The 23,942-nt window shown below is 66.5% G+C and carries 24 protein-coding genes and 3 pseudogenes; 12 read left to right on the top strand and 15 right to left on the bottom strand.

The annotated features are described in order from the left end of the window. Positions 1–41: 41 nt before the first annotated feature. Positions 42–200 carry an AbgT family transporter gene (locus tag O3T09_RS00135; protein WP_260840401.1) on the bottom strand — a complete coding sequence of 53 codons (159 nt, stop codon included), beginning with the start codon at positions 198–200 and terminating at the stop codon, positions 42–44. Between the two features lie 82 nt (positions 201–282). Between O3T09_RS00135 and O3T09_RS00130 the strand changes: the two genes are divergently transcribed. Together O3T09_RS00130 and O3T09_RS00125 are read left to right on the top strand one after the other, a co-directional pair. After that, on the top strand, positions 283–1,044 hold the full coding sequence (locus O3T09_RS00130; RefSeq protein WP_080695855.1) for a DUF72 domain-containing protein: 762 nt from the start codon (positions 283–285) through the stop codon (positions 1,042–1,044). An 87-nt stretch (positions 1,045–1,131) separates the two neighbouring features. Beyond that, on the top strand, positions 1,132–1,977 hold the full coding sequence (locus O3T09_RS00125; RefSeq protein WP_036314027.1) for an alpha/beta fold hydrolase: 846 nt from the start codon (positions 1,132–1,134) through the stop codon (positions 1,975–1,977). 17 nt (positions 1,978–1,994) lie between these two features. Here the strand turns inward: O3T09_RS00125 and O3T09_RS00120 are convergent, their stop codons facing one another. Together O3T09_RS00120 and O3T09_RS00115 are read right to left on the bottom strand one after the other, a co-directional pair. After that, a complete protein-coding gene (locus O3T09_RS00120; RefSeq protein ID WP_161664781.1) occupies positions 1,995–2,159 on the bottom strand; it encodes a hypothetical protein in 165 nt (54 codons plus the stop codon). 149 nt (positions 2,160–2,308) lie between these two features. After that, positions 2,309–2,527 carry a hypothetical protein gene (locus O3T09_RS00115; protein ID WP_129867145.1) on the bottom strand — a complete coding sequence of 73 codons (219 nt, stop codon included), beginning with the start codon at positions 2,525–2,527 and terminating at the stop codon, positions 2,309–2,311. 279 nt (positions 2,528–2,806) lie between these two features. Between O3T09_RS00115 and O3T09_RS11870 the strand changes: the two genes are divergently transcribed. Both O3T09_RS11870 and O3T09_RS00105 read left to right on the top strand, forming a co-directional pair. After that, the gene (locus tag O3T09_RS11870) at positions 2,807–2,911 is read left to right on the top strand and encodes a hypothetical protein (RefSeq protein ID WP_371441086.1); all 105 of its coding nucleotides are present in this window, start codon (positions 2,807–2,809) and stop codon (positions 2,909–2,911) included. Positions 2,912–3,002: 91 nt separating this feature from the next. Beyond that, positions 3,003–3,305 carry a putative quinol monooxygenase gene (locus O3T09_RS00105; RefSeq protein WP_036314025.1) on the top strand — a complete coding sequence of 101 codons (303 nt, stop codon included), beginning with the start codon at positions 3,003–3,005 and terminating at the stop codon, positions 3,303–3,305. 60 nt (positions 3,306–3,365) lie between these two features. Here O3T09_RS00105 and O3T09_RS00100 read toward each other — a convergent pair whose 3' ends face one another. Next, the gene (locus O3T09_RS00100; RefSeq protein ID WP_036314023.1) at positions 3,366–5,954 is read right to left on the bottom strand and encodes an excinuclease ABC subunit UvrA; all 2,589 of its coding nucleotides are present in this window, start codon (positions 5,952–5,954) and stop codon (positions 3,366–3,368) included. 122 nt (positions 5,955–6,076) lie between these two features. Here O3T09_RS00100 and O3T09_RS00095 point away from each other — a divergent pair. Beyond that, positions 6,077–7,254, top strand: a pseudogene (locus tag O3T09_RS00095) (IS3 family transposase). 499 nt (positions 7,255–7,753) lie between these two features. Here O3T09_RS00095 and O3T09_RS11865 read toward each other — a convergent pair. After that, a pseudogene (locus O3T09_RS11865) lies at positions 7,754–7,850 on the bottom strand (IS5/IS1182 family transposase); the annotation flags it as partial. A 59-nt stretch (positions 7,851–7,909) separates the two neighbouring features. On the opposite strand from O3T09_RS11865, the gene O3T09_RS00085 reads away from it, so the two are divergent. After that, positions 7,910–8,692 (top strand): abortive infection family protein, encoded by a 783-nt coding sequence (locus O3T09_RS00085; protein ID WP_036314019.1) that lies wholly within the window; start codon positions 7,910–7,912, stop codon positions 8,690–8,692. A gap of 57 nt (positions 8,693–8,749) precedes the next feature. Next, complete coding sequence (locus O3T09_RS00080; protein ID WP_269295253.1) at positions 8,750–11,569, top strand: DNA methyltransferase; 2,820 nt, start codon at positions 8,750–8,752, stop codon at positions 11,567–11,569. A 60-nt stretch (positions 11,570–11,629) separates the two neighbouring features. On the opposite strand, the gene O3T09_RS00075 is transcribed toward O3T09_RS00080, so the two are convergent. The 6 genes from O3T09_RS00075 to O3T09_RS00050 form a co-directional block, all read right to left on the bottom strand. After that, on the bottom strand, positions 11,630–12,733 hold the full coding sequence (locus O3T09_RS00075) for an XRE family transcriptional regulator (protein ID WP_051995340.1): 1,104 nt from the start codon (positions 12,731–12,733) through the stop codon (positions 11,630–11,632). Continuing rightward, a complete protein-coding gene (locus tag O3T09_RS00070) occupies positions 12,730–13,473 on the bottom strand; it encodes a hypothetical protein (RefSeq protein WP_129867028.1) in 744 nt (247 codons plus the stop codon). The genes O3T09_RS00075 and O3T09_RS00070 overlap by 4 nt, the downstream gene beginning before the upstream one ends. A gap of 214 nt (positions 13,474–13,687) precedes the next feature. Then, complete coding sequence (locus O3T09_RS00065) at positions 13,688–13,975, bottom strand: hypothetical protein (protein WP_020628419.1); 288 nt, start codon at positions 13,973–13,975, stop codon at positions 13,688–13,690. 54 nt (positions 13,976–14,029) lie between these two features. Continuing rightward, complete coding sequence (locus tag O3T09_RS00060; protein WP_222427465.1) at positions 14,030–14,260, bottom strand: PIN domain-containing protein; 231 nt, start codon at positions 14,258–14,260, stop codon at positions 14,030–14,032. Further along, positions 14,260–14,772: a helix-turn-helix domain-containing protein gene (locus tag O3T09_RS00055; RefSeq protein WP_036313340.1), complete on the bottom strand. Its 513-nt coding sequence runs from the start codon at positions 14,770–14,772 to the stop codon at positions 14,260–14,262. The genes O3T09_RS00060 and O3T09_RS00055 overlap by 1 nt, the downstream gene beginning before the upstream one ends. Positions 14,773–14,824: 52 nt before the next feature. Next, positions 14,825–15,403, bottom strand: a complete 579-nt coding sequence (locus O3T09_RS00050) for a recombinase family protein (RefSeq protein WP_036313342.1) — start codon at positions 15,401–15,403, stop codon at positions 14,825–14,827. Positions 15,404–15,682: 279 nt separating this feature from the next. Here O3T09_RS00050 and O3T09_RS00045 point away from each other — a divergent pair, with 279 nt between their 5' ends. Both O3T09_RS00045 and O3T09_RS00040 read left to right on the top strand, forming a co-directional pair. Next, positions 15,683–17,149: an MFS transporter gene (locus O3T09_RS00045; protein WP_269295252.1), complete on the top strand. Its 1,467-nt coding sequence runs from the start codon at positions 15,683–15,685 to the stop codon at positions 17,147–17,149. Positions 17,150–17,166: 17 nt separating this feature from the next. Then, positions 17,167–17,736 carry a TetR/AcrR family transcriptional regulator gene (locus O3T09_RS00040; RefSeq protein ID WP_083325249.1) on the top strand — a complete coding sequence of 190 codons (570 nt, stop codon included), beginning with the start codon at positions 17,167–17,169 and terminating at the stop codon, positions 17,734–17,736. A 205-nt stretch (positions 17,737–17,941) separates the two neighbouring features. On the opposite strand, the gene O3T09_RS00035 is transcribed toward O3T09_RS00040, so the two are convergent. Both O3T09_RS00035 and O3T09_RS00030 read right to left on the bottom strand, forming a co-directional pair. Next, positions 17,942–18,613: a metal-dependent transcriptional regulator gene (locus O3T09_RS00035; protein ID WP_036317499.1), complete on the bottom strand. Its 672-nt coding sequence runs from the start codon at positions 18,611–18,613 to the stop codon at positions 17,942–17,944. A 25-nt stretch (positions 18,614–18,638) separates the two neighbouring features. Beyond that, complete coding sequence (locus O3T09_RS00030) at positions 18,639–19,913, bottom strand: Nramp family divalent metal transporter (RefSeq protein ID WP_080694935.1); 1,275 nt, start codon at positions 19,911–19,913, stop codon at positions 18,639–18,641. Between the two features lie 190 nt (positions 19,914–20,103). On the opposite strand from O3T09_RS00030, the gene O3T09_RS00025 reads away from it, so the two are divergent. Continuing rightward, positions 20,104–20,700 (top strand): hypothetical protein, encoded by a 597-nt coding sequence (locus tag O3T09_RS00025; protein ID WP_036317467.1) that lies wholly within the window; start codon positions 20,104–20,106, stop codon positions 20,698–20,700. A 298-nt stretch (positions 20,701–20,998) separates the two neighbouring features. On the opposite strand, the gene O3T09_RS00020 is transcribed toward O3T09_RS00025, so the two are convergent. Further along, positions 20,999–21,874 (bottom strand): Abi family protein, encoded by an 876-nt coding sequence (locus tag O3T09_RS00020; protein ID WP_223247520.1) that lies wholly within the window; start codon positions 21,872–21,874, stop codon positions 20,999–21,001. Between the two features lie 173 nt (positions 21,875–22,047). Here O3T09_RS00020 and O3T09_RS00015 point away from each other — a divergent pair, with 173 nt between their 5' ends. Beyond that, positions 22,048–23,055 (top strand): IS481 family transposase, encoded by a 1,008-nt coding sequence (locus O3T09_RS00015; protein WP_101966231.1) that lies wholly within the window; start codon positions 22,048–22,050, stop codon positions 23,053–23,055. Between the two features lie 203 nt (positions 23,056–23,258). Beyond that, on the top strand, positions 23,259–23,579 hold the full coding sequence (locus O3T09_RS00010; RefSeq protein WP_081339293.1) for a MerR family transcriptional regulator: 321 nt from the start codon (positions 23,259–23,261) through the stop codon (positions 23,577–23,579). A gap of 51 nt (positions 23,580–23,630) precedes the next feature. Here the strand turns inward: O3T09_RS00010 and O3T09_RS00005 are convergent. Beyond that, positions 23,631–23,762, bottom strand: a pseudogene (locus O3T09_RS00005) (ArsR family transcriptional regulator); the annotation flags it as partial. Positions 23,763–23,942: the final 180 nt, after the last annotated feature.

The following is a 23,942-nucleotide window of genomic DNA, read 5'->3' as shown; positions in this document are numbered from 1 at the left end:
GGCGCCCGGGTCGCGGGCGGGCGCCGGGCCGGTCACGGCGTTCACTGGACCGGGGCAATCGGGCCCAGCGGCAGGCCCAGCCACCTCCAGCCGATGACCATGCCGGTGCACGCGGGCAGGAAGGCGATCGAGGACGGGAGCATCGTGGCGATCAGGGAGCCGATGCCCATCTTCCGGTCGTACCTCTGAGCCACCGCGATGATCAGCGGGACGCTACGCGGGCGACGGAGGGTGAGGGCAAGACCCGGGGGCCCGGGCCAGGGCTATCGTCGGGGGATGGACGTGCGGATCGGGACCTCCGGCTGGACCTACAGGCACTGGCGCGGGACCTTCTACCCGCAGGGGCTGCGGATCGCCGATCAGCTCGACCACTACACGGAGCGCTTCCGGACGGTCGAGCTCAACGGCTCCCACTACCGCTGGCCGGCGGACAGCACCGTCGAGGCCTGGCGCGAGCGCCTGCCCGCCGGCTTCGAGATGGCCGTCAAGGCCTCCCGCTACCTGACCCACTACCGCAAGCTGAACGAGCCGCAGGACTGGGTGGAGCGCATCGTGCACACGCTGGACCTGCTCGGCGACCACGCCGGGCCGCTGCTGCTGCAGCTGCCGGCCCACCTGCACCGCGACGACGGCCGGCTCGCCGGGTTCCTCGGCCTGCTGCCCGAGCGGGTGCGCGTGGCGGTGGAGGTCCAGCACGAGTCCTGGCTGGATGAGGACGTGTTCGACCTCCTCGACCGGCACGGGGCGGGGTTCGTGGTCTCGGTGATCGCCGGGCGGGAGCCGGTGCTGCGCGCGACCGGGCGTCTCGCCTACGTGCGCTTCCACAACGCGGACCCGGACTGGCGCTACGGCGGATCGTTCTCCGATGCCGAGCTCGCACCCTGGGTGGGGCGGCTGCGGGAGCTGACGGGCGCGGACGACGGCGGCCCGGCCGGGGACGCGGCGGGCGCGCGCCCCGCCTACGTCTACTTCAACAACGACAACCACGGCCACGCCGCGTTCAACGCGCTGACGCTGCGCAGGATGGCGGAGACCGAAGCCTGACACGTGCCGAGCGCGTGCCTAGCGTGAGGAGGAAGCGGCGGCCGAGCGCCGCCGTCGTCCCCCGAGAGCACAGGAAGGCAGACGCACATGACCCTCATGCAGATCCCCACGGACCACGGCACGATCGGACTGAACGTGGAGGAGGCCGGCCACGGGCGTCCCGTGGTCCTCATCCACGGCTGGCCGCTGACCCTCGACTCGTGGAAGGACCAGGTCGCAGCCGTGTCCCCGCACTACCGCGTGATCACCTATGACCGGCGGGGCTTCGGCGTCTCGGAGAAGCCCACCGGCGGGTACGACTACGACACGATGACCGCCGACCTGCACGGTCTGCTCACCGAGCTCGACCTGCGTGACGTGACGCTCGTGGGCTTCTCGATGGGCGGTGGCGAGGTGGCGCGCTACATGTCCCGGTTCGGCGCGGACCGGATCCACTCGGTGGTGTTCGCCGGCGCGGTGCCCCCGTACCTGCTGAAGACCGACGACAACCCCGACGGCCCGCTGACCGAGAAGCAGGCCGCCGAGATGCGCGCGGGCCTCGAGAAGGACCGCGAGTCGTTCTTCGACGACTTCACGACGACGTTCTTCTCCACCCCCAAGCTGGCCGGTCTGACCAGCAGCCTCAAGGTCACCGAGGAGCAGCGCCAGGAGGCCATCCGGATGGCGCTGCAGTCCGACCAGACGGCGGCGCTGGCCTGCATGGACGCGTTCGGGGCCACCGACTTCCGCCGCGACCTGCCGGCGGTGACCGTGCCGGCCCTGGTCCTGCACGGCGACGCCGACCAGATCGTGCCGTTCAAGGGCTCCGGCAAGCGGACGCACAAGGCGATCGACGGCAGCCGCGTCGAACTGGTCAAGGACGCCCCGCACGGATTCAGCATCAGCCACTCCGAGGAGTTCAACCGGATCCTGCTGGAGTTCCTGGCGGAGTGAGGGCGCGGGCGGGCGCATCAGAGTGCGGGACGCGAGACGGCGCTCGCGGGGGTGGTGCATGCCGCCCGGTCGGCAGAACCGCCCGTCAGCACGTGGAGGATGAAGCCGCTGAGCGCGGCTGCCCCCAGATGCAGGCCCACGGCCCGGAACGGGTCGATTCCGGACGGCAGGTGGGTGAGCACACTGAGTCAGATGATCCCGAAGACCGTCATCGACGCAGCTCCCTCCACAGCGACGCGCACCTACCGAAGCCGGGCAGATCCCAGGCCTGCCCCGCCACGAACGGCCATGCTACGGAAGGGACTGATGCACGTGTCGGTGACAGCCGTCGTCACGCCGCGTGAGCGGGCGTGGGGTCCATGATCGACTCGTCCCGGGTGGCCCATCGCCCTCGGTCGATCACGCTCTTCTGGAGGAGGGCGAAGAAGGACTCCATGGCCGCGTTGTCCCCGGCTGGGCCGACCTGGCCCATCGTGCCGATCAGCCCATGACGGGTGAGCGCGTCCTGAAGAAGGCCAGATCGGAACTGCGAGCCCTGGTCCGCGTCCACCAAGCACCTGGCCACCACGGCTGCACCGCCGCGCGTGTGACGGCCTTGTCCGCGCAGGGGTAGAGCTCCTCCTCACCCGTGAAGTGCTCCCTGATGTCGGTCAGCCAGGGCCTGTTCGGCGCTTCTGGAGTGGGCTGGCGCACAGACCGATGTGCTGTCGATCCCTGACGGTGAGATCCAGGCGCGTGAGAACGATCTGGATGCAGCAGGCACGTTCCCCGGTGACGGGTTGGTCGCGGACGCCTCTGTCGCGGGCCGTGGACGCTGATCGAGGCCGGTGTGGTCGAAGGTCGCACCTTGACGTCCTTCCCGAGCATCCGCACGGACCTGCGTGACGCCGGTGCGGACGTCGTCGGCCAGGACGTCGTGGTGGACGGAACCTGATCACCAGCCGCTCACCCGATGACCTGACTGTGTTCTGCGATACGATCGTGGCGTAATCTGCGAGCAATTCGACCCAGGAAGAGGTGATGGCATGAGCGTGACGAAGGGACTGCTTGTCAGGCTGGAGGCCCTGCCCGGCAAGGAGGACGAGGTCCAGGAATTCCTCGGCATCGGGCGAGGGCTCGTGGAGGAGGAGCCGGCCACCGTCGCGTGGTTCGCGATCCGCCTCGGCCCGTCGTCCTTCGGGATCTTCGACGTGTTCCCCGATGACGCCGGCCGCGACGCGCACCTGTCCGGCGCAGTTGCGAAGGCTCTCGGCGAGCAGACCGGCAAGCTGTTCAGCGAGCCGACGATCGAGAAGTTGGACGTCCTGGCCTCTAAGCTCCCCGCCTGAGACCACGACCCCGTCGAGCGTGCCGCTGTGCGATTCTCATATCGCACAGCGGCACGCTCGTCACGACGGGGTCACGTTGGTGGCTGCCTGCAGTGCGGCGGCGAGGTAGCCCGCGGAAGCACCGACGCCCTGATCCGCAACGTGGGCGGGCGTACCAGCTGCAACCACGGTCCCACCGGCGTCGCCCGCGCCGGGTCCAAGATCGATCACGTGATCGGCCACCGCGACAACGCGCATGTCCAGCTCCGCCGCGACGACCGTGTTGCCCGCATCGACCAGCGTCTGCAGGTGCGCGACGAGACGATCCGTGTCGGCGCAGTGGAGCCCGGACGTCGGCTCGTCCAAGACGTACAGCGTGTCTCCGCGCTGCGCGCGCTGCAACTCGGTTGCGAGCTTGACACGCTGCGCCTCACCCCCGGAGAGCTCGGTTGCCGGTTGACCCAGCCGGAGGTACTCGAGTCCCACGTCCGACAAGGCTGCCAGCGATCGAGTGATCTCCTCATCCCCCACGAAGAACAGGTTCGCCTCCTCGACGCTCATCGACAACACGTCGGCGATCGTGCGCCCCCGCCACGTGACCTCGAGCGTTGATGCCTTGTATCGCGTGCCGTGGCAGTCGGGGCATTCGGTGTACACGGAAGGCAGGAAGAGGAGCTCGACCATCACCGATCCCTCGCCCTCGCAGGTCGGGCAGCGCCCGCCGGCGACATTGAAGGAGAATCGGCCAGGCTTGTACCCACGGGAACGAGCTTCCGGGGTGTCTGCGAATCGACGACGCACGTGATCGAACAGCCCGGTATAGGTGGCGACGTTCGACCGCGGGGTCCGGCCGATGGGCCGCTGGTCGATGACGACCAGCCGCTGTACACCGGTGACGGGCCCGGCGACGCGCCCCTCGAGATGTTCCGGCGCATCCGCGAGGAGTGACTCGTCGCTGACCGGCTCGTCATCGGCCCGGGCAGCCAGGCCAAGGCGATCGCCGAGCAGCGACGGAAGGGCCTGGCTGACCAGACTCGACTTGCCGGACCCGGACACGCCCGTCACCGCGGTGAAGACACCCAGAGGGATATCGACGGTGAGGTCGTGCAGGTTGTTCCGCGTCACGTTCTCCAGGCGCAGCCAACTGCGTGCCTCACGGGGTGTGCGAAGAGGGAGACCGCGGCCGCCGAAGAGGTATCCGCGTGTCACGGACTCCGTGACACCGGCGAGACCGTCGGGCGGGCCGCTGTAGAGCACGCGGCCGCCGTGTTCACCGGCACCGGGGCCAATGTCGACCAGCCAGTCCGCGTGCCGCATCACAGCCACGGAGTGTTCGACGATGAACAGGCTGTTCCCTCGCCCCTTAAGTCCATCCAAAATCTCGAGGAGCGCCGCCACGTCCTGCGGATGCAGCCCCGCCGATGGTTCGTCGAGGACGTAGACGACCCCGAAGAGATCAGAGCTGAGCTGCGTCGCGAGCCGGAGTCGCTGCAGCTCGCCGCCCGACAGCGTTGGCGTCGTCCGACTCAATGACAAGTAGCCCAGTCCCAGATCGACCAGTGGACGAAGCCGTTGCAGCACCCCTGACGCGAGCTGGACCGCGGCAGCACGCTTCTCTGGTGTTCGGCTTGCGGTGGGTCGCACATCGGAAGAGGCGGCCTCGTGGTCCTCCTCGCGTGCGACGACTCCCGAGAGGATCGTGGCAAGTTCCCGGAGCGGCAGTTGGGAGAATTCGGCGATGTCGAATCCTTCGAACGTGACAGACAGCGCCTCGGGCTTCAGCCGTTTGCCATTGCAGGTCGGGCAGATCGCAGCGGTGAGGAACTGCGCGACGCGCCGTTTCATCGAGGCGCTCTTCGTGTTCGCGAACGTGTCCAGGATGTACCGGCGAGCCCCGACGAATGTGCCCGAGTAGCTCGGCTCCACGCCTGCTTCGATCGCAGCTTTGGACTCGGAGAGCGTGAGCCGGGAGTGGACCGGTACGAAGGGGGTCTCATCGGTATACAGGATCCAGTCCCGGTCCTTCTTCGGAAGGTCCCGCCACGGCACATCGACGTCGTAACCGAGAGCGACCAGCACGTCGCGCAGCTGATGGCCGTGCCACGCGGTCGGCCAGGAAGCGATGGCGCGTTCGCGGATGGTGAGCGAGGGGTCAGGGACCATCTGCTGCTCGTTCACCTCATACACGCGGCCGATGCCGTGGCATTCCGAGCAGGCCCCTTGGACCGTGTTCGCGGAGAAGTCCTCCGCATACAGCATCGGCTGTCCCTCCGGGTAGTCCCCGGCCCTGGAGTACAGCATTCGTACCAAGCTCGACAATGTGGTGATGCTGCCCACGGTCGATCGGGCGTTCCCGGAACCCCGCTGCTGCTGCAGGGCGACCGCCGGCGGCATCCCCGTGATCGAGTCGACATCGGGCACTCCCGCCTGATCGATCAGGCGGCGGGCGTACGGTGCGACCGATTCCAGATAGCGTCGCTGAGACTCGGCGTACAGCGTCCCGAACGCCAGCGAGGACTTTCCCGAGCCGGACACACCGGTGAAGACGACCGTTGCATCGCGCGGCACCGTGAGGTCGACATCCTGCAGATTGTTTTCGCGGGCGCCGAGAACGCGAACGTCAGGCTGCACGGAGAGCTTCGGCGGCACGAACGAAGAGGATTCAACCATGGTCGCATGTTAGCCACGCACGGAACAGTCGGACGATCTGCGTCCGGAGGAGAGGGGTCTGCCGTGAGTTTGGTTGACATCTGATCTGTGGTCCCGGGAGGGACTGCTGGAAGGATGACCCCATGCCCGCTGCATACCCCCGAGAGTTCCGCCAGGACGTGGTCGCGATCGCCCGTAAGGGTCAGATGCCGATCGCGCAGGTCGCGAAGGACTTCGGCATCGCCGAGTCCTGCCTACGGCGCTGGCTGGCCCAGGATGATGTCGAGGCCGGGATCCGGCCCGGCATCACCAAGGCTGAGAACGAGGAGCTGAAGGCTCTCAAGCGCCGCAACCGCGAGTTGGAGATGGAGAACGAGGTCCTACGGCGTGCGGCCGCGTATCTGTCCCAGGCGAACCTGAAATTGGGTCAGTCCCCAAAATGACCTATCCCGTCGTGAAGGACCTGGCCCGCGACGGGATTCCCGTGAAACTCTCCTGCCGGGTCCTCGGGTTCTCCCGTCAGGCCTACTACCAGTGGCTGGCCGAACCTGTCAGCGAGCGGGAATGGTCCGACGCGCATGCCGCCAACGCCGTCCTCGATGCCCATGCCGATGACCCGGAGTTCGGATACCGGTTCCTGGCTGATGAGCTCCGCGGCCGTGGCCTGGCCGTGTCGGACCATCAGGTGTTGAAGGCCTGTCGGCTCGTGAAGGTCCGCTGCTGCCACTCGATCCGTCGCGGCTCGGGCAAGCGTCCTGGCCCTGCCGTTCATGATGATCTGGTTCGTCGTGAGTTCCGCGCTGAGAAGCCGAACCAGCTGTGGCTCACGGACATCTCAGAGCATTGGGCCGGGGATTCCAAGCTCTATCTCTGCGCGGTCAAGGACGTGTTCTCGAACCGGATCGTGGGCTACTCGATCAATCGGCGGATGAGCTCGCAGCTGGCCGTGGACGCCCTGCAGATGGCTCTGGCCCGGCGTGGAGGCAAGGCCGAGGTGCAGGGTTGCCGGGTGCATTCGGACCGAGGATCGCAATTTCGAGCCAGGCGGTTCGTGGAGACGCTCCGGGTCAACGGCCTGGTCGGGTCGATGGGCAGGGTCGGTGCTGCTGGGGACAACGCGGCAATGGAATCCTTCTTCGCGCTGTTGCAGAAGAACGTGCTGAACCGGCGTCGCTGGCAGTCCTTCGACCAGCTCCGGCTCGCGATCGTGAGCTGGATCGAGCGGACCTATCACCGCCGTCGTAGGCAGGCCCGTCTCAGGAAGCTCACCCCTGTCGAGTTCGAGATGGTTCAATCAGTCCAGGCGGCTGCCGCCGCCTGATAACTCGTGTCAAGCAAACTCATGGCAGACCCCGGGCACCGATGGGACCTGTCAGGTCAGTACCGCGTCACGGTCAGCGTTGTGGTGGTGCACAAGGCGACCCTCTTCAGGGGGGGCGCCTTAGGATGCCGCCAAGGTCCCCAACATGAGCCCAGTTGCTGGTCGTTAGGGGTACCTCGTGTCCCGCGCGGCCGACGCTACCGGCGTTTCAGGCGTCGGCGGCTGCCTAACTTCCCAGACCGACCCAGCTGAGCACGATGGTGGCCAGGAGGGTGAGCACAGCCACTAGGGCGTGTCTGACAATCGTTTGGATTACGCGAGCACCGCCCGCGTCCGCTGCGGCGATCAGCATCTGAAGCACCCGATCCCAGGTGCCTTCTTCGGCCATGCGTCGATACCAGGTCCACACTTCTCTGCCGCGGCCAGAAGACCTTGGGCAGATCGCGCTAGGCGATCCCGCACCGGTACCGGTAGATGATGGCCTCGATCATCATCCGCGCATCCGAGAAGGGCCTGCCGGGCCGGCCCGTGTGAGTAGGCAGCATCGGGGCGATCAGCTCCCACTGGGCATCGGAGAGCATCTGGAAACGGGACATGCCTTCCAAGGTGCCAGTGGGCCCCTAGACTGTTTGTCAGACACGCCCTAGGAGCGTATATGGCCTCTACCTCTCCAACGCTTTTGCCGTTCCGGATCGATTCTCTAGCCACCTCGCTCTTCGCCAAGGAGACAGGCTTCAGCGGCCCCCATCTCCATGACTTCTTCGCTCGTTACACCGACATGCTGGGCCCCTATCGGTGGAACGGGAGCCCCTCCCGATGGCAGATCTTCCAGACCGGGTTGCATTCTCTTCCGCTGCCTCAACAACGCGCCGTGCTACTGGAGTTGTGTTCCTACGACGGCGAGTTCAAAAACGGCCGCCCCCCTGAAGGGGAGCTCACCCGGCTACGGGGCATGCTCCTCTCCGCCGGCACCCCCGGCGCGCACGCAGCACAGGAGTCCCTGCAGAAGCTCGAGGACTGGGAGGCCGTCAACAGGTCCTGGCAGGCCGCGCTGACCAAAGTCCAGGACGACCCCGACGGAGCTATCACCGCGACCCGCACCACCATCGAGAGCGTGTGCAAGCACATCTGCGATGAACGCGGAGTGAAGTACGAAGACGGGTGGGATCTCGCTCGGCTCTACAAGGCCACCTCAAGTGCGATGCAGGTGGCACCGGATCAGCACAGCGAACAGATCATCAAGCAGATCCTCAGTGGGGCGGCAACGCTTGTTGGAGGACTGGCCGCGATGAGGAATGCCCTCAGCGACGCCCACGGTCGAGGCAAGCGCTCTGTGGGGCCGGCACCTCGCCATGCCAAGCTCGCGGTCAACGCGGGGTTCGCCATCGCCGGCTTCCTCATCGACACCCACGTAGAGAAACCGCCCGTTTCCAGCTGACCCTCTCGGCCCCGATTCTTAGGTTTAGAACGGCAGGGCCCCGTGTACGTTGTGCCTGTGGAGCAACTTGCAGATCGCGGCGTCATCCGCGCAGCCCTGGACGACTTCGGACATGCCTGGGGTCAACGCATCGCCCGCTGGCGCGCCGATGGACAAACCCACACGGAGAAGTCCTTCGCCCAGCAGTTCTGGTCCGACCTGCTGCGCACCTTCGAGGTGATCCCCGAGCGCATCGACCTGTTCGAGCGCGGGGCCGCGCGCGCCTCCACCGGTGGGGCCGGCTACATCGACTTCTTCTGGTCCGGTGTCGCCCTGGGCGAGGCCAAGTCCCTGGGCTCTGACCTCGACGTCGCCCACGACCAGGCCCTGGACTACCTGGCTGGCGGATCCATCGGTCAGCACGAGTGGCCCAAGTACGTGCTGGTCACCGACTTCGCCCGCATCCGTGTCGAACGTCTGGGCGAGGCCGGCTGGGTGTCCGAGTTCGCGGTGCAGGACGCCGCCGATCACGTGGACGAGCTGATGTTTTTGGCCGGCCGGGACACCGTGACCAAGACCGAGGAACAAGAGGCCTCCATCGCGGCCGCGCAGCTGATGGCCTCCATGTTCACCGCCCTCGTCGGGGACGAGGTGGACGTACCCGTGGGCGAGGAGGCCCCCGAGGACGCCGAAGAGGAGGAGTTCGCCACCCAGCAGGCCTCGATCCTGCTCACCCGGCTGCTGTTCCTGCTCTACGGAGACGACGCCGGCCTGTGGGAGGCCGACCTGTTCCAGCGTTGGGTGGAGTGGGACACCACCGCCGACAACCTCGGCCCCCAGCTCGACGCGCTCTTCCGCGTGCTCAACACCCCAGAGAACCGGCGCCGCGGCGTGCCGGACTCTCTGGCCCGCTTCCCCTACGTCAACGGCGGCATCTTCGACGGCACCTCCACGGCCGGCTTCCTCACCAACGACTTCCGGGACGCGCTCGTGGCCGCCTGCCGGTTCCGGTGGACCCAGATCTCCCCGGCCGTATTCGGCTCCATGTTCCAACTGGTCAAGTCCAAGCAGGCCCGCCGCGGGGACGGAGAGCACTACACCTCCGAGGAGAACATCCTCAAGACCATCGGCCCGCTCTTCCTGGACGAGTACCGCGCCCGAGCGGACCGACTCATCCAGAACAAGACCACCACCCGGCGTGAGGTGATCGGCCTGATCGAGGAGATGGCCGCCAACATCTACGTCGACCCGGCCTGCGGGGCCGGCAACTTCTTGAACCTGGCCTACGCCAAGCTGCGCGAGATCGAGACGGACCTGCTGGCCGACCAGCGCCGCCGCACCGGATCTCAGGACCTCTCCCTAGACGTGAGCTTGGATCAGCGGATCCACATCGACCGGTTCTACGGAATCGAGATCAACTGGTGGCCGGCCAAGATCGCCGAGACCGCCATGTTCCTCGTGGACCACCAGGCCAACCGGCAGCTGGCCGCCGCGCTCGGCCAGGCCCCGGTGCGTCTGCCGATCAAGATCACCGCAACGATCTACCAGCACGACGCGCTGACCCTCGACTGGTCTCAGGCACTGCCGAAACCGGCCGGGCGCACGTTCGTGTTCGGCAACCCCCCGTTCCTGGGTGACCACACCCGCACGGCTGCCCAGCTGGCGCTGATGCAGGCGGCCTGGGGTGAAGGCAAGCAGCTCTCGCGCTTGGACTTCGTGACCTCCTGGCACGCGCTTACCCTGCGTCTCCTGGCCGAGCGGGATGGGGAGTGGGCGTTCGTGACCACGAACTCCATCGTCCAGGGCGACCAGCCCGCCCGCCTGTTCGCCCCGATCTTCGCCGCCGGCTGGCGCATCAAGTTCGCCCACCGCACCTTCGCGTGGGACTCCCAGGCCCCCGGCAAGGCCGCGGTGCACTGCGTGATCATCGGCTTCACCCGCGACCCCGGCACCAAGGCGCGCCTGTTCAAGTACGAGCATGCACGAGGCGAGGCCCGCGAGGTGCCCGGGGTGAAGACCATCAACGCCTACCTCGTGGACGGACCCAACGTCCTCGTGGACAAGCGAAGCACCCCCCTCGCCCCCGACCTTCCGGAGGTCACCTACGGATCCAAGCCTGCCGATGCCGGCAACCTCGTGGTCACCGCAGAGCAGTACCAGGCCGTGATGGCCGATCCGGTCATGGCCCCCTACGTGCGCCCTTACGTCGGCGCGGTCGAGTTGATCCGCGGCCAGCAGCGCTGGTGCCTCTGGCTGGCCGACATGGACCCGGATGCGCCCTCCCACTCCCCCGAGCTCAAGCGCCGCCTCGAGGGTGTCGCCGCCGAACGGGCCAAGTCCAAGGCCGCCTCCACCCGGGACTGGGCACGTTTCCCCCACCTGTTCCGTCAGCGGGGCCTCGTCTCCGACGTGCCGTTCGTCGGTATCCCCGAGGTCAGCAGCGAAGCACGCGCCTACCTGCCCGTGGCTCACTTCGAACCCGACGTCATCATCTCCAACAAGGTCTACGGCGCCCTGGACCCCGATGGCATCGTGTTCGCTGTGGCCTCCTCCTCGATGTTCATCACCTGGATGAAGACCGTCGGAGGACGCATGAAGTCCGACCTGTCCTTCTCCAGCACAATCACCTGGAACGGCTTCCCCCTGCCCGCCCTGACCGACAAGGACCGCGCCGCCCTGGCCCGCGCCGCCGAGAAGGTCCTCGAAGCCCGAGCCCTACATCCCAGGCGGTCCCTTGCCCAGCACTACGCCCCGCTGGGCATGGACCCGGCCCTGGTCAAGGCCCACGACGGGCTGGACGCGGTGATGGACAAGATCATGGGAGCACCCCGCCGGTGCCGCACCGAGCTGGAGCGTCAGGAGCTACTCTTCGCCCGTTATGCCCAGCTGACTTCGTAGCAGCGCGCCATATGGAGAAGGCGTAGAAGCACCGGCACTGGTGGCAGAGATCGGACCGTGTCAGATGACGAACCGCAGCTTCGGTCGGACGGTCGAGGCGGCATCCATGACCGCTTCGGCCACCTCGGGAGCGATACGGCCAGCGGCCATGATGCCCTCGAAGTCGTATCCGCCATCGGTGATCAACTGACGAGCAATCCCGAGCACCTGTGGCGATTCCGCCGGGCCAAGGGGCCCGGGCTCCGGATGCCCCCAGGCGGATAGTTGCTGATTGGCGCGCCTGTACGAGGCCTCGGAGAGCCGTCCCAGTGAGTGGGCACGGTAAACCAGGGCACGCAGACTGACCCCCCAGTGGCGCTTGAGCTCATGGAACGCCGGCCAGTTAATGCGCCGGGGCAGGTCTTCAATGATCTCGTCTCGAGGCATGAGGAACTCAGCGGCGAACTGGTGGGCCTGCTGCTCCACTAGCTTCGACCCCGGTTCGGTGTCGGGGTGCAGAACCAGGTGGCCCAACTCATGGGCCGCGTCGAACCGGCTACGCGCTTTGTCATCCTTGGTTGGGGAGAGAAAAACCAGTGGCCGTGCTCCGGAGTACGTCGAGAACGCGTCTACAGCCGCGTCCGTCTCCACCGGCAGGCGCAACGCGATGATCCCGTGGGCTTCCAGCGTCTGGACCACTGAGGGCAGAGGACCTGGCGCGATGCCCCAGGTCGAACGAGTAAGCCGAGCCGCCTCAACGATGGCCTCATCGGTCAGCTCCTCGGGCAGCTCCAGCTCGGGCAGCGACACCGGGGGAAGATCGACGTAGGCACCGATCAGATCAACCAGCTCCAGGCACAACTCGCCGTAGGCCAGCGCCTGCTCCCTGGAGGTAGCGGACGTAGAGCGCAACGAGCGGAAGTGCGCCCCGGACGCAGGCAAGAGCGCAAGAGGTCGTCCGGCGCCGAAGAATTCTCGAGGCAAGCCCAGCTGCAAGCAAAGTCGGGCCAGGACACTTTGAGTCGGCTTCGAGAGGTTCTTCTCAAACTGCGCGATGGCGGTCGGGGTGACTCCTACTTCTCGGGCGAGGGTGGCCTTGGTCTTTCGGCGCAGCCTCCTGGCCACGGTGAGCCGAGTGCCATCGAAGTCCGTGCCCGCAGCCGAGAGAGGTGAAATGCGGGTCACGCCTGACCTTCCTGGGGCCGCTGCTTCAGAGCCATCGAGAGGGCTGCCGCGGGCCTCTCGTCGAAGTTCGGGCCACGATCAGGCATGGGCGTCTGCGTGACCTGCGCGTCACGGTCGGCATCCCACCAGAGCCTCTCGTGGGCGATGAAGGGCCTCTCACCGAGCACGGGAACGGCCAGCCAGCCCGCGGTCAGTGGAGTCTTGGCTTCCCCGCCCCACAGGAGCATGAAGTTCTGTACAGTTCCGGGCGACCCTGGGTGCGCGAAGAGCGACGCAGCTCCGGCGGCAGGGGTCCGATACTGCAGAACCTCGGAGTTCTCTGCGGCGATTGCCGCCCTGACCTGGCTATCTTGATGAGCCCAGTCGACGCCCCCACCCCAGTTCGGATTGCGCCCTTGCCCGTAGGGAACCTTCATCGTTACGAAGCGTGCGCCCGCGAACTCGAAGGTGAGGACGCCTCCTGGGGTCGCCACGTGGAGCCCCGAGATACGCCAATGCGCATCGGAATGTTCGCGCACATCATGGTGAGCTCGACGAGGCGCCCTCTCCTTCAGGTTCTCGTAGCACTGAAAACCGAAGGACCTAGGGGTGTCACCGAGCTCGTCGGGCTCGTAACGGTCAAGGTTGGTCGTATAGACCTCCTGCACCAGCCCCCGCAAGGCATCGGTCAGGCCGCTCTCGGCGCACTCGTTGACGACAGTATGCAACGCCCTCTGGGCTGCTTCTTCGGCTCGATCCACTCACACAGTAAAGCACAGATGCTCGATCACGGCTACAACTCAAGTCGGGGTGCATAAAAACTTGCCAAGACTGAAGTAGCGCTGTCCAAGCTAAACCTCGACGCTAGGACGGTGGCGTCCGGCCAGCCAACGGGGGCATCAGTCGGATGACATAGCCCCCTTCTGCGTCCGCGTGCGACGACATGCCCGTGCAGCTTCCTTCCGCCCGCCCGTTCTACAGCCGCCAGGTCTGGCCGCGGGCTGCCTCGGCGAACATTCCCGCCCCGCACCGCTCCAGGCTCGCCAGGACGGCGGCCACCGTGAGAGGCGGATTACGGGTGGCCGCCGCCTGCACCTGAACAGAGCGCATCACCTGGGCCGGGTCCAGGTCGAGCTGGTTCATGAAGAACTCGTCCGGATCCTGGGCCTGCAGGTTGAACCGGCCGAGCACCTCGGCAGGGAAGTCCTTGAGGTTGGCCGTCACGATCAGATCCGCCCGCCCCTGGACCGCGGCGGCCACCACATGCCGATCATCCGGGTCGGGAAGATCGATGGCCCCAACGAGCTGCTCCCACCCTTACACGCACGCGTCGTCGAAGGCCTGGTTCATCACCGCGGCCCGGCGTCGGGCCGCCCCGGTCTCCCGCATGTCCGGGTGGATGGTCTCCAACGCACGGATGGTCTCCTCGAGGATCCGCTCACTCCACAAGGGCCGGTAGAGGCCGGCCTCGGCCATGTAGAGCAGGGTGTCCGCCTGCGCGATGGGCACCAGCACGCATGCATCGAGCACGGCACTGAAGCGGGCCACTACCGGGCCTGCCGCCCCAGGTCGCGGCGGGCCTGACGCAGAGCCTGCCGGTACCGATCCGCGTCCTCGTCGTAGAGACCCGCCTCGGAGGCCGAACCGGTCAGGTCTTCCAGGGCGGCGCGGCGGTCCCGACGCTTGGCCTCTTGGTACTGCACCACATCCTGCAGGCGCACCCGCCGGTGGCGGCCACCGGAGGTCAGCTCATGGGCAAGCTCGCCGCCCTCGAGCAGCTTCACGAGCGTGGGGCGGCTGATGCCCAAGAAGTTCGCCGCCTCCTGGGTGGTGAGCATCTGATCCACCGGGGCCACGGTGATGGCCTTGCCCACCTGCATGGCCTCGACCACCTCCCGCAGGACGTTGAACGCCTCTAAGGGAAGGGGAACAGTCTGCCCGTCCGGACCGAGCAACGCGGCCGGCTGCGTCAGGGCCCCCAGGAACCTGCTCAGATCGAGCATCTCCTCCAGGTCTGCAGGCGGCAGCACCGTGCGCGTGGCGTTGGGCTTGGTCTCCATGCACGCAGTATGAGACTTCAAACGAAAAAATCGCAACCCCGTGCGGTCGGGCTCACCCCTCAGCTCCAGCACCACGAGACAACGACGTGTAGAGCGTCTGCCGGCTGACCCCGAACGTGCGCGCCACCTCGGCCTTCGGGATGCCCATGTCGATCATCACGCGTGCCTGCTCCACGTCCGCGCCCGAGAGCTTCGGGGCCTGCACGTACTTGCCGCGGGCCTTGGCCAGGGCGATGCCCTCGGCCTGACGTTCCTTGATCCGTCGGCGCTCGAACTCAGCGAACGCCGCCAGGATCCCCAGCATGAGCCCGTCCACCGGGGAGGTGCCGGACTTGTCCACGGTGATCCGCTCGGACACGAATTGCACCGCACATCCCTTGTCCGTGAGCTCGTCCACGATCGCGTACAAGTCCCGGGTGTCCCGGCCCAGGCGATCCATGGAGGCGACCTTCACCAGGTCCCCCTCCCGCACGTACCCGATCAGCTCGGCCAGGCCCGCGCGCTTCGCACGTGAGCTGCCGGAGATCTTGTCTTCGAAGATCCGGTCGCACTCCCCCACCGCCTCGAGCTGACGATCCAGGTTCTGCTCGGCCGAGCTCACCCGCACATAGGCCACCGTCTGTCCAACCACGTCTAAGACCCTCCGTCAGATGTGTCCAACGGGTCCGAACTGAACCCACTCTGACGTGATGATCTCGTAGGGCCGGGGGGTGTGTAAAGGGGTATACCCGGCTTGACGCCGGGATGGGGCAATGGCCACCCCGCTGGATCGTGGGGCATCCCACTGTCGGAGCGCTGACGTTTACTTAACTAACCTGTTAGTATAGTTTCGTTGATGCGACTACAGGCAGAGGACAGGGGTACAACAGTGAACGACGTTGGATCATCGCCGCGGCGGTGGTGGCTGCTCATGACCGTGGGTGCCGGCCTGCTACTCATCACCCTCGACAATTCGATCCTCTACACCGCCTTGCCTACGTTGACCGCAGACCTCGGCGCGTCCGGATCCTCGACACTGTGGATCATCAACGCCTACCCCTTGGTCATGGCTGGCCTCCTCTTGGGAGCAGGCACACTGGGCGATCGCATCGGCCACCGCCGAATGTTCGTCGTCGGCCTGTGGATCTTCGGTGCCGCATCACTGGCAGCGGCATTCTCGCCCACCCCTGCCTTCCTGATCGGCGCCAGGGCACTCCTCGCTGTGGGGGCCGCAGCGATGATGCCCGCCACGCTTGCTCTGATCCGCCTCGCGTTCAACGATCCTCGTGAGCGCAACATTGCCATCGCCATCTGGGGGAGCCTGTCGATCGCGGGGGCAGCGCTCGGACCCATTCTCGGCGGCGCCCTTCTCGAACGGTTCTGGTGGGGATCTGTTTTCCTCATCAATGTCCCCGTTGTTGTCATCGCACTTGTGGCGACCGCAATCATCGCGCCGCACAACCATCCCGATCCGTCGAAGAAGTGGGATCTCGTCTCATCCCTCTATGCGATGGTCGGGCTGGTGGGCACCGTGCTCGTCATCAAGGAACTGGCCCATATTCCACAGAACTGGGTTCTGATCGCAGGGGCGCTGGCGTCAGCAGTCATCGGGTTCGTCCTCTTCGTGCGACGCCAGGGCCGATTGGAAGAACCACTCATCGAGTTCTCCATCTTCCGCAACCGCGCCTTCGCTGGCGGCTCTCTGGCAGCCTTCTTCGCGATGTTCACCATCGCTGGCGCCCAGCTCGCGACCACACAGCGCTTCCAGCTCGTCGAGGGCTTCACCCCCCTGCAAGCAGGCCTGCTAGTCGCAGCCAGCGCGCTTGGCGCCCTGCCCTCAGGTGTCCTAGGGGCCGCGATCCTGCACATCGTGGGCCTGCGGATCATTATCTCCGGCAGCCTCGCCATCGCCGCCCTAGGACTAGCTCTCGCCGTGCTGGCCTCTGCGAACGGATCACTACCCCTGCTGGTCGTCAGCTTCATCGTGACCGGCTTCGGCCTGGGCGGCACCTTCGCCGTCGCTTCCGCCGCCATTATGGGCAACGCGCCTCCGCGAAAGGCCGGCATGGCGGCCTCGATCGAAGAAGTCTCCTATGAGATGGGCTCCCTCTCGGCTGTAGCACTCCTCGGGAGCCTCCTGACCTTCGTCTACGCCACAGTCGTCCGACTCCCGGATGGCACTCCCGCCGCAGCGGGGGAGAGCATTGCCGATGCCCTCGGGATCGCCGACGGAGATCTCGACGTGATCGCAGCCGCCACCTCCGCCTACGACACGGCCTATTTGGTCACGATGATCGTCCTCGCTGTCATGCTGGCTAGTGGAGCCGCTCTGACCAATCGGCTGCTCCGCGCTTACGGGCGCGGCAGCGAGGCAATGGAGTACGCCGAAAACCACTGAACCAATCGGAGGGGCGCATGATGGTGCGTGAGAGCAAGAAGACCATGATCCTCGACGCCGCGATCCAAGTGATCGAGGAAGACGGGATCACAGCAGTCACGTTTGACTCTGTCGCGGCCGCTGCAGGGATCACCAGGGCCGGGATCATCTACCACTTCCCGTCACGAGACGACTTGATCGCTGCGATCCACCAGAGACTCGCTGATCGCTGGGAGCGGCAGTTAGAGATCGCCTGTGGAAAGCCGACCGCTGAGGCAACGCCGATGGAGCGCCTGACCGCCTACATACTCACTTGTTCGACAGCCGCCTCCCACGCCGAGTTCCAGATGATTCTCGACAGCCAGCACACCCAGCACAAGGCGATCTGGGAAGACCTCATCGACCGATGGACCGGACGTAGCGAACGAGACGAAGCTGAGCGCGACCAGATGACCTCGCTCGCCCTGCTCGCTGCTGACGGGCTCTGGGTCAACGACCTGATCGGAAGCAGGCCCATCTCACAGGACCACCGGAGTGAAACCGCAAAGCAGATCATCGCGCTACTCCAGAATGACGTCCATGAATCCGAGGCCAAGCCCAACGGGTAAGCGAGCCAGCGCGCGGTTGGAGAAGGCCGGATCGACGAATCCGTCGAGCGCGATGATGGGCAACCCTGTCAAGCAAGATCGCACCCTGGCACCTCTGTCCAGCAGCACCCAACTGGCTCTGACACATGCGCCTAGTGGGTATACCCCCTTGGACAGCCTGCTTCTCGACGGGGCGGCACCGCTGCGCAATGAAGGTGGGGACGATTCATCCTCGAGTCGAGCTCGGCACCAGCCAGATGGCAGCCGCATCCGTCTCGATGAGTTCCACGGGCCCGACTGCGACCACGCGCAGTCGGAAGTGGCCGGCCTCGGCCACCTCGACGACACTGTCGGGAACGATTCCGGCCTGCTGGAAGCGGATCAGACGCTGCGGGTCGGCGTCGGAGATGCGTAGGACCCGGTAGAACCCCGGCTCGGCTGCATCCAGGCGGACCGCGTGGGCCGGCCGCTCCCGCTGCCCTACGGGAGTGGGGATGGGGTCGCCGTGGGGATCGTGCGTGGGGTGGCCCAGCATCTGATCGATCCGCTCGATCAGCTCGTCGGAGGCGGCGTGCTCGAGTCGTTCGGCTTCCGCGTGGACCTCGTCCCAGGAGTAGCCTAGGCTCGCGGCGAGGAAGCTTTCCAGCAGCCGGTGCCGGCGGACCATCGCGATCGCGTGCTCGCATCCCTTCCCGGTGAGGGTCACGGGCTTGTAGGGCTGGTACTCGACCAGGCCCTGGGCTGCCAGGCGCTTGACCGTCTCGGTGACGTTGGGCGCGGTGGTGCCCATGCGTGCGGCCAGGCTCTTCGTGCTCAGCGGCGCGTCTCCCCACTCCGTGGCGGACCAGATCGCCTTGAGGTAGTCCTGGGCCACCGGAGTGATCTCGTCGAGGCTCATGGCCTGCACGATAGCGGGACCTCCTTCACCCCTGCCCGGTCAACGTCAGCCACAGCAGCACGGCGTTCAGGGCCACGATCAGAGCCACGACCACCCATGCCACCGTCTGCAGGGGCGTGGAGTTCGCGTGTCGGCCCATCACGGCCCGGGCACCGGTCAGTCGGACCAGGGGGATCATGGCAAAGGGGATGCCGATACTGAGCAGCACCTGGGAGAGGACGAGCGCCCAGGTGGGGTCCACCCCGGAGGCGATGACCAGCAGCGCGGGGATCAGCGTGAGCACCCGCCGCAGCATCTGAGGGATGCGCCAGCGCAGCAGCCCGCCCATGATCTCCGACCCCGCATAGGAGCCCACCGCGGTGGAGGCCAGCCCGGAGGCCAACAGGCCGACGCCGAAGAGCACGCCCACCGCCGGCCCCAGTGCGGTCGTGATCGCCGCGTGGGCGCCTTCGATGCTGTCCGTCCCGGAGACCCCGGAGAGATTGGCCGCCGCCAGCAGCAGCATCGCGATGTTCACCGACCCTGCCACCAGAAGCGACAGCCCCACATCCCACCGGGTGGCCCGCAGCAGCCTGCCAAGGGTGCCCGGATGAGCGTGGGCCCCCTGATGGCGGTCACGCGCCAGAGCTGAGTGCACATAGATCGCGTGGGGCATCACCGTGGCCCCCAACATGCCGGCCGCCAGGAGCACCGTCTGGGTTCCCTCGAACCGGGGGACCATGCCCGCCACGGCCTCACCCCAGGAGATGGGCCCGTAGAACAGTCCCGAGACGAACCCGAGGGTGATCACGGCCAGCAGGCCCACGACGACGAACTCGAAGGGCTGCTGCCCGCGCCGGGACTGCACACCCAACAGGATCATCGAGACCACCCCGACGATCACCCCGCCGGCCAGCAGGGGGATACCGAAGAGGATGTGCAGGGCAATGGCCCCTCCGATCACCTCGGCCAGATCCGTGGCGGCGGCCACGATCTCCGCCTGCACCCAGTACGCCAAACGCCGCCCGCGCGGCAACCGGTGCCCCAGCAGCTCCGGAAGCGAGCGGCCGGTGACGAGCCCGAGCTTCGCCGAGAGGTACTGCACGAGCATGGCCATCAGGTTCGCTGCGACCAGCACCCAGACCAGCAGGTACCCGTACTGGGCCCCCGCCGTCAGGTTCGCAGCCACATTGCCGGGGTCCACATAGGCCACCGCCGCCACGAAGGCCGGCCCCAGCAGCCGCATTCCCCGACGACCGGGGCGATCCACCCTCTCCACGGCGACCTTGCCATCCGCCGGCCGATCCACACCGGCGGTCATCCGAGGCTCCAATGGCGATGCATGCATGAGATTTAACATACCTGAACTCTGAGGAGACAGGTGGTCTGACCACACCCCGGCACCCCGGCAGTCTCAGATGCACCGACGGCCGTAGCCGAACACTCCTGCTTTCACGAACCTAATCGTGTGCACCTGAATTCTTTTGTGTGCCCTAACTGGAGTACCCCTCATGGAAATCTCCCGCCGTTCAGTAGCCACCGGCCTCGCCTGGGCCGTGCCGGCCGTGGCCGCATCGACGGCCGCGCCCGCCATGGCCGCCTCCTCCTGCGCGGGGTACACCGCAGGCAAGCCCCTCCCAGCCTCGGCGTTCACCCTGACCTACCTGCGCATCACCAACGAGACGCTCGGCAGGCTGTCCAACAAGCAGGTGGCCCTCGATTTCGACTTCCGCCTCAGCGACGAGGCCGCGGCCTGCGGGGTGCGCACCGGATCCGTCTCCTCCACCAGCAACGGCGGCACCTCCCGGATCGCCTTGAACAACGGGAAGACCTACAACGCGACCAACGGCCTCGCCGTCCCGGCCAACGGATCCGTAGGACGCACCGACGGTACCTGCCGGCTCGGCCTGGACCGCACTGAGGCCTGCGGCACCACGGGGCAGTCCCCCTACAGCGTCGCCGGGTCCACGGGCGCCAGCTCGACCGCCGTCACGGCCATCTCCCTCTACCGGTCCATCACGGTCTCCGGCTACGGCACCACCGTCGTCTACCTCAACGCCACGGGTGTGGGCACCAACCTGTCCGTGAGCGCCGCACCGCTGATCTGACCCCCGCACGACGGACCGCCATGCCGCCTCTGAAGGATCAGGACCTCGCCCTCACACCAGGACAACGCCCCCACCATCCCCTGAGGGACAGGGGGTCGCTTCTGGCATACCCAGCTTGACAGCCGAACAGTTCATCACTGCCCTCATCCTTCACGAAATCCGAGACAGCCTCTCAGGGCGCCGGGTCGGCCTGTCCCGTAACCGGATGGGCCCGCTCCCGGGCCGCCGGAGGAGATTCGGAAGCGATGCACGCCACCGACTGCGACCCGCTACCAAGGCCTCAGCTCGCGTCCGAAGTTCACCCCCGCCACAGGTCAAGCGTGTGCCAGTCTTCCGGAACACCCATCGATTGGACTGAGAGGGCATGCGATGTGGGGAAGGTGCGGAACAGCTCGGCCAGGCGCGGCGCCCAGGACCGCTCCGCCTCGATGGGCCGCAGCATGTAGGCGATGATCGCCAAGGCGTTGTAGGTGCCGAAGTCCCCTTTGGGGGCGGCGGGTTCCCGCAGATGGTCGAGGAGGGGCACCATGCCTGCCGCCGGCCGGGACGGGGCGTTCTGGAGCTTGCGGTTGAAGAGCCGAGCATGATGCGCGGCCACGTTGCGCACGTAGTTCAAGCTGGCCAGCCAACTGCCCATCATCTTCTTCTGGGGGATCCCAAAGGCCGTGGCGACTTCCTCGGCATCCTTCTGAAGCATGCCCTGGTAGAGGTTCGACAGGTGTCCCAGCTCCAGCAGCTCGGTCAACGCCCAGACCGGCATGTGGTCGTCGTACTTCTGCCGGAAGTGGGCGACGAACTGTTCGTCCGAGCCGTCCCGGCGTTGCTTGACCCGCTCCAGCCACAACACCTGCTTGCTGGGGCGTGGGTCACGACTGTCAGTGTTCGCCCGCGTGAACGAGTCGTCGAAGCAGGTGGGGTTCTCGTGCGCGAACGGTGAGGTCCGCCCCAACACGTAGCCGATGCGCATACGCACTGCTACCTCGATGCGCTCCACACCCTCCATGACCAGCATGCGCAGTTGCCGATCGAAGTCGATGATCTCCTCGGCATGATGCAGGGCTGTGCCCGGTTGGTACCTATTCAGCACCCGGATCTTGGTGTGCCCTTGGTCATCGACCTGCTTCTCGGACTCCAGGAACGGGTACAGGTAGCCGGTTACTCGGTAGTAGCCCACGGACTCGAGCAGTCGGAGAGCCCGCGTCAGGTCATCGACCTCCAGACCGCGCTGGACTAGCTGTTGTGGGTCATGAGGTTCTTGCCACGGGGTACGGGCTGAGATGAGACGAGCGGGTCCCTGCCGCAGGATGGAAGTTCCTCAACAACCCACCTGCCAGAAGAGACCCGCTCATGACTCACGCTAACGCACCCCTGACCCCGACCGGCCGTCTCAGGATGGTCCACCGCCACCTGCACGACGGGATCCCGCAGGCACACGTGGCAGCCGAGTTCCGGGTGAGCCGGCCCACGGTGGCCACCTGGGTCGCCCGCTACCGCGCCGAGGGCGAGGCAGGACTGCAGGACCGCTCGAGCCGGCCCCACCACTGCCCCGCCCAGCTCGACATCGCGATCCTGGCCGAAATCGAGGCCCTGCGCCGGGACCAGAAGTGGTCCGCCCGCCGCATCCATCACCACCTCGTCTCCGAAGGCCACCAGCTGTGCCTCCGAACGGTGGGGAGGTGGCTGCACCGGCTGGGCATCTCCCGGTTGCCAGACCTCGCGCCCACGGGTGAGGACCTGCGCCAACGACCACAGAAGATCACCGCCCGCGGCCCGGGGCACATGGTGCACCTGGACGTGAAGAAAATCGGGCGCATCCCTGACGGGGGAGGCTGGCGTGCTCACGGCCGGGACTGCGAGAACGCGCGAGCGGCCAAGCGCGGGCCTGGCCGCCGGGTCGGCTACACCTACCTGCACTCGGCGGTGGACGGGTTCACCCGGCTGGCCTACACCGAAGCCTTGCCCGATGAGCGGGCAGCTACGACCGTGAGCTTCTTCTGCCGGGCGAGGGCGTTCTTCGCCGCGCACGGCATCACCGTGGACCGGGTGATCACGGACAACGGGGCCAATTATCGGGCCGCGGAGTTCACCATGAAGGTCGTCTCGCTTGGGGGCCGGCATCACAGGATCCGGCCCTACACCCCGCGCCACAACGGGAAGGTGGAGAGGTACAACCGGCTGATGGTCGATGAGGTCATCTACGCCCGCCCCTACACCTCAGAGCAAGCTCGGCGTGAGGCCCTGGCGGTGTGGGTGAACCACTACAACTACCATCGGCCTCATACCTCCTGCGGAGACGCTCCTCCGGCCTCACTGGCACCGACCCGAGTCAACAACGTCATGCCCTCCTACAACTAGCCGCTCTACCTGCGCCTCGAGAGGCAACCACTTCTTCGTGTACTCCACGCGTCTCTCCCACACAAAGAAAATCAGCCCGCGCCTTGCGGCAACGGGCTGATCATGATGCTTGAGACTCTAGCACGGGCAAGAGCCTAGGTCCTAGATGTGCTACCCGGGCACGTGTTGCGTTCGAGCGCACGCGAAGCCCTAGCGTCGCGGACATGAACCCAGAGCTGGAGCAAGCCCTGCGCCTGGCTACGGACCCTCCCGGTGGCGTCTCGCTGGAAGCATTGGAAGATCTCGTTCGGGATGATCCGACGACCTGGTGGGACATCTCGGAGGCCGCCACTCACCTCAACGTCACCGCCCACACGCTGCGCTACTACGGACGCATCGGCATGGTGAGCGTCCCCCGAGACGATGCCGGGCACCGCCGCTATGACTCGCCGGCCATCCGCCGCCTGGTCTTCATCACCCGCATGCGCACGGCAGGAATGCCCATCGCCGATCTCCAGCACTACCTGGCCCTAGGGCGTGTCTGATAATGCTTCGAGGGTTTGGCTAAGGCCCTGGATCCATTCTCAGACACGCCCTAGGTCGCGGGCGAGTACCGCCGGGTAGCTCGGGCCCTCGAGGAGTGTCATGAGGATGCGGGAGCGGGTCGGGTCGGCCATCGCCCGGCCCAGCCGGTTCATCACGTCCAGCCGCGAAGCAATAGTCAGCATGCGCTGACCATACAGAACCTGCTGACCTCTCGTGTGTGGCTCCCGCTGCTGATATCTGCATAGGTGTATGGTCGTGGCATGAGTGTGACGCCGTTGGATTCGTGTCAGGTCACCGCCGTCCATCCGGAGAAGGTGGCGCTGACCCGGGAGAGGATCCCCGACGAGCGCGAGGCCGGCAGG

It is taken from the genome of Micrococcus sp. H39-S4, assembly GCF_027158145.1.
Classification (GTDB): Bacteria; Actinomycetota; Actinomycetes; order Actinomycetales; family Micrococcaceae; genus Micrococcus; species Micrococcus luteus.
This window is presented reverse-complemented; position numbering and strand designations above follow the sequence as displayed.

What these genes read in the sequence shown, in the direction of transcription:
- O3T09_RS00055 (WP_036313340.1), bottom strand. Translation starts at nt 14,772, where the DNA reads ATGGAGACCAAGCCCAACGCCACGCGCACGGTGCTGCCGCCTGCAGAC.
- O3T09_RS00010 (WP_081339293.1), top strand. Translation starts at nt 23,259, where the DNA reads ATGAACCCAGAGCTGGAGCAAGCCCTGCGCCTGGCTACGGACCCTCCC.
- O3T09_RS00125 (WP_036314027.1), top strand. Translation starts at nt 1,132, where the DNA reads ATGACCCTCATGCAGATCCCCACGGACCACGGCACGATCGGACTGAAC.
- O3T09_RS00035 (WP_036317499.1), bottom strand. Translation starts at nt 18,613, where the DNA reads ATGAGCCTCGACGAGATCACTCCGGTGGCCCAGGACTACCTCAAGGCG.
- O3T09_RS00030 (WP_080694935.1), bottom strand. Translation starts at nt 19,913, where the DNA reads ATGACCGCCGGTGTGGATCGGCCGGCGGATGGCAAGGTCGCCGTGGAG.
- O3T09_RS00085 (WP_036314019.1), top strand. Translation starts at nt 7,910, where the DNA reads ATGGCCTCTACCTCTCCAACGCTTTTGCCGTTCCGGATCGATTCTCTA.
- O3T09_RS00015 (WP_101966231.1), top strand. Translation starts at nt 22,048, where the DNA reads ATGACTCACGCTAACGCACCCCTGACCCCGACCGGCCGTCTCAGGATG.
- O3T09_RS00040 (WP_083325249.1), top strand. Translation starts at nt 17,167, where the DNA reads ATGATGGTGCGTGAGAGCAAGAAGACCATGATCCTCGACGCCGCGATC.
- O3T09_RS00045 (WP_269295252.1), top strand. Translation starts at nt 15,683, where the DNA reads ATGACCGTGGGTGCCGGCCTGCTACTCATCACCCTCGACAATTCGATC.
- O3T09_RS00025 (WP_036317467.1), top strand. Translation starts at nt 20,104, where the DNA reads ATGGAAATCTCCCGCCGTTCAGTAGCCACCGGCCTCGCCTGGGCCGTG.
- O3T09_RS00105 (WP_036314025.1), top strand. Translation starts at nt 3,003, where the DNA reads ATGAGCGTGACGAAGGGACTGCTTGTCAGGCTGGAGGCCCTGCCCGGC.
- O3T09_RS00100 (WP_036314023.1), bottom strand. Translation starts at nt 5,954, where the DNA reads ATGGTTGAATCCTCTTCGTTCGTGCCGCCGAAGCTCTCCGTGCAGCCT.